We start from the raw sequence: 12,275 nt of genomic DNA on the forward strand, positions 1-12,275 counted from the left end.
CGCTCCTCGGTTTACAGTCTACTTGCTCTTTTCCAAGTTGATCTTCGTCTATCTACATTACTATAAAATTTGTGCTATTTTGAGTATTCTTTACATTTTAAGGGTTTTGTGATATAATTGATTAAATATTAGATGGAAAAATATGTCAATACTGCCTATCGTTACAGTGCCTGATGAAAGGTTAAAACAAAAATCTCAAGCCGTTCTAGAGGTTAATAACCAAATCCGAAAATTTATGGATGATATGGTCGAGACTATGTACCATGAAGATGGGGGAGGGCTTGCTGCTGTGCAGGTTGGGGTATTAAAACGCATCATGGTAATTGATATAAAAGATCATGATCCGATTAAAAGACCAAAAGATTTCTATCCATTATTTATTGTAAATCCTGAAATAATAGAAAAATCAGAAGAGCTTGTTATAGCTAACGAAGGATGTATTTCAGTACCTGAACAACGTTATGAGATAGCAAGATCAGAATCTATAAAAATCAGATATTTAGATTATCATAACAAACCGCAAGAACTTGAAGCTAATGATTGGCTTGCAAGAGTAATTCAACATGAGTATGATCATTTGGAAGGAAAGCTAATGATCGATTACCTAAGTAGTATGAAACGCGATATAGCTCTTCGTAAGCTTAGAAAACTCAAAAAAAATATAGTGTGAAGATAATATTCATGGGGACGCCTGAGTTCGCTGTCCCTGCTCTTACCAAATTAATAAATTCAAATCATAAAGTTGTTGCAGCTTTTACGCAACCGCCTAAAGCTAAGGGTAGGGGGCTTAGTGAAACTAAATCTCCTATACATCAATTAGCTGATGAGGCTCAAATCCCTGTCTATACTCCTACAACGCTTCGTAATGAAGAAGCTGCAAACTTAATTAATAATATTGATGCTGATATAATAGTCGTTATTGCATATGGTTTTATCATTCCGCAAAATATTTTAGATGCTAAGAAATATGGTTGCCTTAATATTCATCCGTCTGATTTACCTCGTCATAGAGGAGCAGCTCCCTTACAGCGTACTATTATAGAGGGCGATAAAACAAGCAGTGTATGTATTATGCAGATGGATGCAGGGCTTGATACGGGTGATATATTGATGAAAGAGGATTTTGACTTACCTAAGAAAATCACGCTGCAAGAGCTTCATGATAAATGTGCTAATTTAGGTGCAGAACTGTTAATTAAAACGCTTGCAAATATCGATAAGATAGTGCCGAAACCTCAATCTAATGAGGGTGTTACTTACACTCATAAATTAACTAAAGAAGAGGGTAGAGTTAATTGGCAAGATTCAGCCTTTTCTATTAATTGTAAAGTTCGAGGTATGAACCCTTGGCCAGGAGTATATTTTAAATATAATGATAAAACGATCAAAATTCTTGAAGCAGAATATTCAGATGAAGAACATAATTTTACCCCGGGGACAATTATTAACAAAAATTTAGAAATAGCTTGTGGAAAAGGAATATTAATGATAAAAAAACTTCAGCAAGAGGGTAAAAAAGTCTTAAATATTGAAGAATTTTTAAGAGGATTTAAAACCCCTGTCATTAATAAAGTACAATAATAAAAATGTTAAATTTTACAAAATATTTTATATTTATAGTTTTTTACTTTTTCTATACTAGTAATATTTATGCAATAAATAATAACCATCAATTCATTGCAGTCAAATCATTAGAATCTTCTAATATAAAAATCAAAAAATTACTTGAAGAAAAAAATACTAGTCAGTTTATTTTAGAGTTACCAAACGGCGTAGTAATTAATGAGGGCGGAGTTTTAACTGAAGAAGGTTATATTCTGCAAGATACTCAAACAAGCACAGGTGATCAACATCGTTTAGTGAATAAGAAACGAGATATTAACGAAGAAAATCCATTATATTTTAAAGGAAAGCTAGCAGTAATTTCATCTCCTGGCTCTGAAAATTGGTATCACTGGCTACTGCAAGTTTTGCCTAGATTAATTATATTAAAAGAATCAAACTTTGAGTATGATCGTATTTATGTTAATAATTTAAAATATCAGTGGCAAATTAAATCACTAGAAGTAGTATTAAATTATTTAAATATAAGTGAAGATAAGCTTTTAGTAGTAAATAGTGATTGTATAATTCAAGCTTCTAACTTAATTGTCCCATCTGTACCGTTTATTCCTGTAAAAGGTACAGCTTTACCTTTTTGGTTAAAAAAAGATTTAAGGAATATCTTTCTTAAAAATAATAAGGATGATATAAAAACTTATGATAAAATATATATCTCACGTAAATACGCTTCTAGTAGAAAAATAATCAATGAAGAAAAATTAATAGAAGAAATAGAGAAAATTGGTTTTAAAGTAATATATTTAGAGCTACTTTCCCCTCATGAGCAAGCTCAAATTTTTAATAAGGCAAAAATAATAATCGGGATACACGGCTCAGGGTTTGCCAATCTTATTTTTGCAACTCCTAAATGTAAAGTCGTGGAAATTGATCACGGTACAAATCCTCCAAGAAGTTTTTATAAGAGAATGGCAAATTATATGTCATGCGATTATTATCCTTATTACGTAGATCAAACAACTGAAGAACATTTAGAAGATGATATAAAAATAGATATCAATAAATTTATGAAATTTTTTAATGATTTAGATAAATAAAAAATTGAAATCTAATTCCTAAAATCGTTGTTTAATAAGTAAGCCTCGCTATTCATTTCATTTAACCTTGAGACGGTACGTTTGAATTCTTCGGTTCTTGCTGATCCCTGATATATTTTATTAGGGTTATCTTCTAAACTCATAAAGAGTAGAATTTTATAAAAATAAGCGTTATCAATAAAGTTGATAAACCTGACTGCTAAATTAGTATTATCAGGTGGAATAATTTGCATATTCTGTACAATAATAATATTAAATTTCTGGCAAATATTGACATAATCAATATAGCTAAGATTTCTTGTAAATAGTTCATTAAAATCAGTGATTAATATTCTTTTATGAACTTTTTGAAAGGATATTTCTCTGCCTAAAACTTCAATAGTTTGTGGAATAAAATTATTATCACTAATATCTGCAATAATTTTTTGGAACTTATCTTGATTTTTAAGTGTTAGAGGATAAATAATCCTATCGCCTTTAACATTTAAAGCCTTATCAAATCTGTAGTCATGGTGATTATCAAGATATTTAACGTAAAATTCGTTATTTATTTTATCGATAAACGGCAAAAATGAATTTCTTTGCAGCCCATCCTTATATAAATTATTAGGCTGCGAGTTAGAAGTTATGAAAATGAAAACATTTTGTTTTATTAGCTCATCAAATAATCTACCGATTATCATTGCATCGGTTATATCTTTAATTTCAAATTCATCTATCCCAAGTACTTTAGTTTTTTTAGCGTAATCTTTAGCAATTTTGGGGACGATATCTTTCTGATTTTCCAGTTGTAATTTATGCATTGTTTTGTGAATATCCTGCATAAAATTTTGATAATGAATAATTATTTTTGGCACGTTAAGCTTTTCAAAAAAAGAATTCATCAACATAGTTTTACCTGTGCCAACCGGACCAAATAAATAAATTCCGCTTTTAAGGTTAGTTTTGTTAAAGAATTTAAGTAAGCTCTTAGGTTTATTAAGCTCTATTGCTATTTGGCTTAATTCTTCTAATAAATTGGTTTGTTTTGTGTCTAATGTTATGGTCACTTATATAAAAAGATATTTAAGTAGCTAATGGTCTTGATTAATGAGGAGAATGGTACGTAATGCGTTGCCCACATGGATTGCTTTTTCCCGTCATTGCGAGAAGAAACTGAAAGTTTCGACGAAGCAATCCAGTAAAATGCATAGCATTTTTTATTATTTTTCTGGATACGTAATATGAATTTCCCATGACTATAAATTAGACTTAAGTAAGGCTTTTGTCAAGTTTTGTTATATTAGTTTTATGTGAAGTGTATTTTTTAAATTCTTTTCTGTAAGTAAGTTATGACTGAATTTTGCAACATAAAGTTTAAAAAATATTTATTATTATAACTTTTTACTTTGAATATAAGCTGCTACAAAAATTGTTTTAACTAACTAAAAATAAACTTTTATGGAAGATTTAAGCTCTTGGAAAGAAAGGTTTGAAGAATGCATTTATGCTAAAAAACTTCTCGATAAACTTCACTATTTAAATACTAAAGTAGTAAATCCAATAAATTTAGAAGAAATCAAAAAAGGGATATATTATGCCCGTAAATATCACGGCTTGCAAATGCGTAAGTCAGGCGATCCTTATTATTCTCATCCGATTGAAGTGGCAATTATGGTGGCAGAGTTTACAGCCGCAGAAGTACCTAAGCTTTACACATCTGTAATGATACAAGCGGCACTACTTCATGATACTATCGAAGATACGGCATTAACTGAAGAAATGATTGCCAAAATCTTTGGGGAAGAAGTGGCAAAGCATGTAGAAGGCTTGACCAGAGTTAAACCATATGGAAAAATTACCGCTGAAGAAAGTCTGAATATATTAGTTAAACAAAAAAGATACGACACAGTATTAATTAAGCTATTTGACCGCATCCATAACGTACAAACCTTAGGTGCTAAATCACCTGAGAAACAAATAAAAATACTTACAGAAACTTTAAAAAACTTTATAGTCTTAGCTAGTTATCTCGAATTATTTGAAATTGAAGCAAAATTGATGAAATATTGCCTTAAACTAAATTCTCTCAAGTCAAACTTACAGACTGCCCAGAATCTACAAAATTCTTGTCATAACTATAGTTTTCAGACTTTTTCTTCTCTAGCTTTTCAAAATGATTTATTCCTAAAGCAAAACCTATACTGGCTGAAGTCATTATAATTATAAGCCCCCAATGATCAATATTTAAATATATTAGACCAAATGAAGTGATAACATATACAAATGCTCGTGATAATGCATGGATAACACTCACACTAATATAACGTTTAAATACAGGAAAATGTTTAAAGAAGATAGGTACGCCTATCATACGACTAGTACCAAAAGAAATAATGGTTATTTGAATTAATAATAATTCAAAAGGTGTAGTTGCCTTAAATATTAAATATGGACAAATTAAAGCAAAAGCAAAAAATGTAAAATTTAAGTATTTTAGAATTTTTAAAGGATGTATTCTATAACTTAAATAGCTTAATATAACTAAACTTCCTACTTCAGCAATAGATACATAAAAATTTTGATGAATTACTTGTTCGGTACTGTAATTAAAAGAATTTTTAAGAATGTCACCACAATATATGTAAGCTACATAGAAGCATAATGGCCACATACAATCTATAAATAATAAAAATAATGAGGTTAATTTGCTTATATTTTCATTATATATAGGATTTTTTAAAAAAACGCTTGGATCTTCGTCTACATGATTAAATATATTTGTCAAGCGTCGCTTTGCATTTACAAATTAAGGTGTTTCACGTAAAGTAGTTCTTGCTGCCATTCCTATAAAAGCAATACCAGCTCCGACCCAAAAAGCTAACCTCCAATTAAAGCCATAAGAGGTAACTAAAGATGCAAGCCCCAAGGCAGCAGTTCCTCCCAATACTGAAAAGATCCCAATTAAACCTACTACTTGATAACTTTTTGGAGGCTTTATAGTTTCAGTAAAATAAAGTTCTACTCCTATTATCTCGCCTATTGATGACATTCCCTGTAGAATACGGCATATTATCACAATTATTGAAGCAGTAATACCAATCTGAGCGTATGATTGAAGATTAGCAATTATTAAACAAGAAGTTGCCATTATTGAAGTAGTAATAATAACTGTAGATTTACGTCCTATGCGGTCACCTATCCATCCAAAAATGAGTGCTCCAATTGGACGTACAATAAAAGGAGCAGAAAAAGAAAAAGCACCTAAAAGAGCAGCAGAATAAGGGCTATAAGTTGGAGCAAAAAATATTTCATTTAAAAGTACTCCCATATGAATATATAACATGAAATCTACATATTCTAAAAACGTGCCTATAGATAATAAACCTACTGCTTTCTTTTGCTCTCTTGTTAAACTTCTTTGCTCTTTTGCGTAACCTAGCATAAATCCTTTACAAAAAATTAAATTGTAAAGAACTTATACCTTTTTATATAAAAGTCAATAGGAATTTTTACCGGAGGTTAAAATTTTTTATTTAGATCAATAATATAATCGAATAGAGATTCAAAATAATGAAGAGTTTTGTATATTCGTATACCAATTTTTTTAGGAATATATAACGGTAGAGAGAAAAGAAAATAAAGACTTTAGAAAAGAAAAAGTGCTAATTATATATATTATTAGTTTTAATTATTAGCTGGCGGATAGAGGGGGATTCGAACCCCCGACACGTTGCCGTGAACACGCTTTCCAGGCGTGCACCTTAAACCGCTCGGCCATCTATCCATAAATAATGAGTATTAAAGATAGAAAGCGGTTTCCATCTAAAATACGAATTTAATTTATTATTTATTATTTGAAAAAATATTGTTAGCTTCCAAAAGCTCATTTTTAGTATTAACACCGACAATCAAATCATGATTATCAGATAATAAATAAGAAACTTTTTTTCCATTATCTTTACACAATTTTACCAGTTCTGTTAAATAAACTTCTTTATTATCCCTAGAATCATTAGCAAATAAAGGTAGATATTCGTTTAAAATTCCAGGATTAAATGCCATAATTCCGGAATTACAAAGCTTTATTTTCTTTTGTTCTTCAGTAGCATTTTTATATTCAATTATTTCCAAAAACTCCCCATTTTGATCTATGGAGATTCTACCATAAAAAGCGGGATCATCTCTTTCAAAACATAATGTTACTAATGAAGCATTACTAAAATTTAGGTATTCTACTAATTCATTCATTAATTCTGGAGTAATAAATGGGTGATCACCATATAATACTAAAATAGTTTTATTCTCATCAATCAAATCTATTGCTGCATGAGTAGCATGAGCTGTACCTTTAGGCTCTTTTTGTAAGGCAAAACGACACATATTTTCATAAGGTGTCAAATATTTTTTTAAATCTTCTGAATAAACTATAACTACATCATCAGTTACTTTAAGAGAATTATTTAACACTGTTTCAAGCATTGGAACGCCGCCAACCTCATGCATTACTTTTGGTAAATCAGACTCCATTCTGCTGCCTTTGCCAGCTGCTAAAATAATTATTTGCATATTATTCATCACTGCCTTGTAAAATCTCGTAAATTTCATCTGATAATTCGTAATTACCGAAAACTCTCTGCACATCGTCGCTTTCTTCTAAAAGATCAACAAGCTTTAGAAGCTTTTCAGCTTTTTCTTTGTCATCAATAATTATTGTATTTAAAGGAACCCATCCTATATAAGCTTCTTCAGCAGTGCCATATTTATCTGTTAGAAATTCTAAGACCTTAGAAAAATTTTCAATATCGGTGTATATAGTATGTAGTACTTCATCTGAAACTATATCATCTGTTCCTGCTTCTATTGCAGTTTCTAAAATATTTTCAGCTGAGCTAATTTCTAGAGGATATTGAATGACTCCACAATGTTTGAATAAAAAATTAACGCTACCGGTTTCGCCTAAATTGCCGCCATATTTAGTAAAGCTGGAGCGTACCTCAGCAGCAGTACGATTTTTATTGTCAGTTAAAGCTTCAACTATTATAGCAATACCGCCGGGTGCATAACCCTCATATCTAATTTCTGTATAATTTTCATTATTAGCGGAATCATTAGCACTATTAATAGCTTTATCAATTCTTTCTTTAGGAAGATTTTGGCTGCGAGCAGTGGCTAAAGCAGTTCTAAGACGTGGATTATTATCGGGGTTTGTAGAGCCAGCTTTGACGGCAGTAACTATCTCACGGATTAATTTTGTAAAAACTTTTGCTCTTTTCTTATCTTGAGCACCTTTACGATGCTGAATATTTTTAAACTTTGAGTGTCCCGCCATTTTATCTATACTTTAAAAATATTTAACCTTGTTTTGCTTTAAATCTTTTATTCTTTTTATTTATTACAAAAATTTTGCCTCTTCTTTTAACGATTTGACAATCTTTATCACGTTTTTTCAATGATTTTAACGAACTAACGACTTTCATACATGTCCTGACTATATTTAACTTGAGGTGATAATAAACTTTTTTGTCCAATCAGTCAATTACCAATTTATATATATCAATTATCTCTGAGTACTTTCTTGTTTGCGATTTTTTGGTTTGGTATTTAATTTTGGTTGGATATCTAATTTTATATTCATTTTATTAAGTCTTGCTGTTTGAATTCCCTCTTTTCCGCTTCTATTATTCATTAATACTTCTCTTATATCTGATGTAATATTTTGTACATTTTCAAATTTATTGATCTTATTTAATGTTTCAGGATCGATTTTTGCTTTAAGGTCATTTGCTATCCCTTTAAAACCGATTTTTTTATAAAATCTTGCTAATTTATAATAGACTTTATCGGTTCTTGATATATCAAATTTGTTTTCATTATTTATAAATTCTGTAGTATTTTTAATTCTCTCTTTAAAGCTTTTATCATTTTTAATAGTTGCTATATCTTGATCTGTCAGCAGTTTTTTATCTTTCATTATCTGAAGCGTATCATCATATAATTTTTCCATTGCTTCTGTTGTTATAGTATTTTTTGAATTATTTTTTACAAATTTCTGAGCTAATTTTTCAATTTCGTTAGTAATGGTTTTATCTTCTTTATTAAGGTTTTTAACTATACTATTATCTTTAAAGCGTGTATTTTCTTTATAAGATTCATCAAAATTGTTTTTTATACCTAAATTTATAGCTTGATTTAGAAACTCTTTTTCTGATTTTGATATTGCAACTTGGTTTCTAGACAATATATATTTTAGAGGATCTATAGATCGGTATTCTTTCTGTTTTTTTTCTACTTCTATTGGAGTTTCTTCCCATTTTCCGTTTGCATTTTTACTCCATTGGTTTTCTGTTACTTTTTCAGTTTTTACTTCTGATGTTGGTATTTCAATTTTATAGTTATTTTCATGTGCCCACTGCAAGGCGTTTTTGCCTTCAATTTGAATATCATTATGTGCGGCATACGCTACCGGATCTTGCATAGGCGAATTAGCCATATCTTTTAACCATTTACCATTTTCAAAATCTGGTGAAGGGTTACTATATTTTGCCACTATATCAACTTTTTTTGCTATTTCTTTCATATTGGAAAGATTTTCTTTAATATTATCTTTATAATATTTTCTTAGCTCTTGTTCGTTATTAAAAATAACACTTGTATCTAATCCCTTTATATCTAATTTACCTGGACATATTCCTTTAGCATCAAATCCATTTTTTACTAACTCATCTACTTTTTGGTCAATTATATTATCGATTTGATTATTGTCTAGTTGATTAAGCATTTGATTTAGTGATTTACTATATTCCTTAACATTAAATGTTAATTGTCCTTTTTCTATGTTTTCATTGTATCCAAAACGTTCAAACTTTTCATTTGCATCCTGAAGCATTGAGGTAAAATCTTTATTAAAATTCATAAAAGATCTTCCATGATCAATCTTTACTACAGTATTATTATTTTGAACCATTAAATTTTGAGTATGATAATCCGATTCACCTAATATATGAGAGGCGGCAATAGCTTTTTCAAAGCCTGCTAATTTTGGTACATTAGTTTCTTTTAATATCTCTCCTAAATGTTCGCTATTCTCTAAAAATTTAGAACGTACGTATAAAATTTTAGAAACAAAATCAGGCAATTTAGAATTTGCATAACCAGTTACTAACTCTTCTTTAGGAGCACGATTATATAATAATTGCTCATACATATTACCGCCGATTAATTCACGCACTGCGTCATTTCGATCCATCCATTGTTGAGTTGTTTCTACCTCTGCTCCTTTCTTATAAAACCGTTTAAGCATAAAAGTGTTATGTGTTGCCTGTTCATCTGCTATATAGCCTCCTGATACTCCCTCACTTTTATCAGCCTCTTTTTTAAATTCTTGAACATTTGCAACCCTTCTATCACGTATAAGATCAGAAACAGCTTTTGGGGCAACTTTTCCTCGTTTTTCAAAATTTTCTTTTTCTTGATTATATTCTTTAGATTGTTTTTCTGCCAAATATTCAATTAATGGTATATCTAAAATTTCTTTTACATCAGGGTTTTGAATAGATGGTAAAGTATCTTTTATAACTGTTAGCATTTGAGCTAGCTTTTTTTCTTTAAAGTCAGGAATTTCTTTGTTGATCTTTTCTATTTCATTTAAATAAGCTGTAGCTGTTTCTGAATTTAATTCCTTATTAATATTTATAATAGAATTAGCTAAATTGTCGCTTGAAGCTTGAATATTTGCATTTTTAGTTAGATCAGTATCTTTAAGGATATTAAAGAATTTAGAAGATAGTTGCTAAGTTTCATTTTCTGCCATAAATGCCTTTATAAATAAATTACTATTTATTAATAATAATTAAATTTTATAGTTAATTATGAATTTTTGTTAATAATGTAGTTTAAAGTGAGCTATTTTTTTAAAAATGTGGTAAAAATACGAAATAAATTACCATGTTTTATGGTTTTTTCTTGACATATGTTAATAAATTAAAATATTGTACCTTTACAAAAATTAACAAAACCATATTTTATGGTTTTGTTACTAAGTTTAATTATAAACATAAAGAGTATTTAAATATGCAGCAATATTCAATTCATGACCTTGAAAAAAATTTAGATAAAATTGTTAGAGATGATAAAGAATGGAGTCTTAATGACTTTGGGGGTTTTGAAGCTCTTCAAAAGTTACCTGAGATAGTTAAAAATAGCCCATTATTTGCTAAAGCAGTAAAAAACTTTAACCCTACAGTTGAGGGAACAGGTTTTTCTATATTTAATTCTGTAAATAGCACAATACCTTATACATTACCTATTAAATTTGCAGAAGCTGGTCTTGAATTGGAAGCAGTAGGTAAAAATGCTAATCATGTGTGGGAAACCTTATCAATAATATTAGAAAAAGCTCAAGGGAAAGGAGTAACTTATTTAAGCTTAGGTAGAGGCTGGGATGGTAAGCAAGATATATTAGGTGGTAAAAAAATATTAGATCTTATGTTGCAAAATTTACAAGCAACTCGAAATGACCCGCTCAAGTCTAAAATATTTAATATGTTATTAGAAGAAGCAGATAAAAAAGAAGAGGGTTTATTTGCTATTCCGATAGCCATAAAAAATATCCAACTGTAATGAAAGCATATGAAGAATATGAAGCACTTGTTGAAGATAGTGAATTTGTAGTATTGGGAGTGCAATTTAACACCCTTGAAGTTCAGGAACAAGAAAATCCACCTGAGTTAAGTTCTGATGATGAAGAAGTGGAATCTATAAATGGCGATGAAGAAGCAGGAGCTACAAGTATGGAAAGCGATATTTTAGGTATGCCTATTGATCAATTAGCAACGCTAATTAATTGGGGAGTTCAAATTTCTGGAGGAAATGCTGATCATCAAGGTAGAACAGCTATGGACTTTTTGACTCAAGCGATGAATCTTGTAGATGCGTCAGGTGGTAATCTTGAGGGGTTAGCTAATATAGCTCCTGATGTAATAGGTGATCCTCGAAATACTAACTCTCAACCTAATGTTCAAAGTGAAGCTAATACAGATTTACCAACTAGGGCACAAAATCTTGCTGCAACAGTAGATTATAATATAGAAACGCTATTTGATATTGCTCCTCATATAACAGGCGATCTTAGTGATGCAGATGCAAACGAATTAATTGGTCTTGCATGTGATATAATAAGTAATCATAGCTAATAATAATTAAAATTATTAAATGTCATAACTTTTTTTGTCTTATAAAGAGAGTTATGGCATTTTACTTTATGTCTTAAAAACTCCTAAATTTTTTTTAACCTATCTGTTTTATTGACAAATCTTAATAATGTTCATATATTGCATTTCCAAAAATTAATACCATATTTTGTGGTATTAAAATTTAAACTTAATTTAAAAAAGGATATGTTCTGTGAGAGAGTCTTTAATTAGCATATTAAAAAAAGCAACAGCGAATAATAAAAAGCCCAAATTTACAAATTATTTAGATATAATAAATGAGATTATAGATCTTACTAGCAATAAAAATAATATTGATAACAGAGAAGAAAAGTTTCAAGATATCTAAATATCATTAGAGCAGATTAAAGAAAAATCAAAAGAAGACATTATAGAAGTTAAAGAAAAGTTAAAGGAAATATTAGAA

Annotated in this window: 13 protein-coding genes and 1 tRNA gene; 7 read left to right on the top strand and 7 right to left on the bottom strand. The window is 29.5% G+C overall.

Annotated elements, in window-relative coordinates:
- Positions 1 to 142: 142 nt before the first annotated feature.
- Genes def through RBE_RS02935 form a run of 3 tightly spaced genes read left to right on the top strand, consistent with a single transcriptional unit; the run spans position 143 to position 2,657 of the window.
- The gene (def, locus tag RBE_RS02925) at positions 143 to 670 is read left to right on the top strand and encodes a peptide deformylase (RefSeq protein ID WP_011477230.1); all 528 of its coding nucleotides are present in this window, start codon (positions 143 to 145) and stop codon (positions 668 to 670) included.
- The gene (gene fmt, locus RBE_RS02930; protein WP_011477231.1) at positions 667 to 1,581 is read left to right on the top strand and encodes a methionyl-tRNA formyltransferase; all 915 of its coding nucleotides are present in this window, start codon (positions 667 to 669) and stop codon (positions 1,579 to 1,581) included. The genes def and fmt overlap by 4 nt, the downstream gene beginning before the upstream one ends.
- Positions 1,582 to 1,586: 5 nt before the next feature.
- Positions 1,587 to 2,657: a glycosyltransferase family 61 protein gene (locus RBE_RS02935; RefSeq protein ID WP_011477232.1), complete on the top strand. Its 1,071-nt coding sequence runs from the start codon at positions 1,587 to 1,589 to the stop codon at positions 2,655 to 2,657.
- Between the two features lie 11 nt (positions 2,658 to 2,668).
- Here RBE_RS02935 and zapE read toward each other — a convergent pair whose 3' ends face one another.
- On the bottom strand, positions 2,669 to 3,706 hold the full coding sequence (gene zapE / locus RBE_RS02940; protein ID WP_011477233.1) for a cell division protein ZapE: 1,038 nt from the start codon (positions 3,704 to 3,706) through the stop codon (positions 2,669 to 2,671).
- Between the two features lie 391 nt (positions 3,707 to 4,097).
- Here zapE and RBE_RS02945 point away from each other — a divergent pair, with 391 nt between their 5' ends.
- Positions 4,098 to 4,859 carry an HD domain-containing protein gene (locus RBE_RS02945; RefSeq protein ID WP_011477234.1) on the top strand — a complete coding sequence of 254 codons (762 nt, stop codon included), beginning with the start codon at positions 4,098 to 4,100 and terminating at the stop codon, positions 4,857 to 4,859.
- 586 nt (positions 4,860 to 5,445) lie between these two features.
- Here RBE_RS02945 and RBE_RS09585 read toward each other — a convergent pair.
- The 6 genes from RBE_RS09585 to RBE_RS02975 all read right to left on the bottom strand — a co-directional run bounded on the left by RBE_RS09585 (position 5,446) and on the right by RBE_RS02975 (position 10,224).
- Complete coding sequence (locus tag RBE_RS09585; protein WP_011477236.1) at positions 5,446 to 6,081, bottom strand: MFS transporter; 636 nt, start codon at positions 6,079 to 6,081, stop codon at positions 5,446 to 5,448.
- A gap of 254 nt (positions 6,082 to 6,335) precedes the next feature.
- Positions 6,336 to 6,423, bottom strand: a tRNA-Ser gene (locus RBE_RS02955).
- A gap of 59 nt (positions 6,424 to 6,482) precedes the next feature.
- Positions 6,483 to 7,214: a sugar phosphate nucleotidyltransferase gene (locus RBE_RS02960; RefSeq protein WP_041804643.1), complete on the bottom strand. Its 732-nt coding sequence runs from the start codon at positions 7,212 to 7,214 to the stop codon at positions 6,483 to 6,485.
- Positions 7,207 to 7,968, bottom strand: coding sequence for a YebC/PmpR family DNA-binding transcriptional regulator (locus tag RBE_RS02965; protein WP_011477238.1), 762 nt, complete (start codon positions 7,966 to 7,968; stop codon positions 7,207 to 7,209). Before RBE_RS02965 ends, RBE_RS02960 begins: the two co-directional genes overlap by 8 nt.
- 22 nt (positions 7,969 to 7,990) lie before the next feature.
- On the bottom strand, positions 7,991 to 8,116 hold the full coding sequence (gene ykgO, locus RBE_RS02970; RefSeq protein WP_004998227.1) for a type B 50S ribosomal protein L36: 126 nt from the start codon (positions 8,114 to 8,116) through the stop codon (positions 7,991 to 7,993).
- Between the two features lie 80 nt (positions 8,117 to 8,196).
- Positions 8,197 to 10,224, bottom strand: a complete 2,028-nt coding sequence (locus RBE_RS02975) for a hypothetical protein (protein WP_011477239.1) — start codon at positions 10,222 to 10,224, stop codon at positions 8,197 to 8,199.
- A gap of 485 nt (positions 10,225 to 10,709) precedes the next feature.
- On the opposite strand from RBE_RS02975, the gene RBE_RS02980 reads away from it, so the two are divergent.
- The 3 genes from RBE_RS02980 to RBE_RS08865 all read left to right on the top strand — a co-directional run bounded on the left by RBE_RS02980 (position 10,710) and on the right by RBE_RS08865 (position 12,197).
- Complete coding sequence (locus RBE_RS02980) at positions 10,710 to 11,258, top strand: hypothetical protein (RefSeq protein ID WP_143549761.1); 549 nt, start codon at positions 10,710 to 10,712, stop codon at positions 11,256 to 11,258.
- Positions 11,258 to 11,830: a hypothetical protein gene (locus tag RBE_RS02985; protein ID WP_011477241.1), complete on the top strand. Its 573-nt coding sequence runs from the start codon at positions 11,258 to 11,260 to the stop codon at positions 11,828 to 11,830. Before RBE_RS02980 ends, RBE_RS02985 begins: the two co-directional genes overlap by 1 nt.
- A gap of 211 nt (positions 11,831 to 12,041) precedes the next feature.
- On the top strand, positions 12,042 to 12,197 hold the full coding sequence (locus RBE_RS08865) for a hypothetical protein (RefSeq protein ID WP_187145751.1): 156 nt from the start codon (positions 12,042 to 12,044) through the stop codon (positions 12,195 to 12,197).
- Positions 12,198 to 12,275: the final 78 nt, after the last annotated feature.

It is taken from the genome of Rickettsia bellii RML369-C (genome assembly GCF_000012385.1).
In the GTDB taxonomy this organism is placed as follows: Bacteria; Pseudomonadota; Alphaproteobacteria; order Rickettsiales; family Rickettsiaceae; genus Rickettsia; species Rickettsia bellii.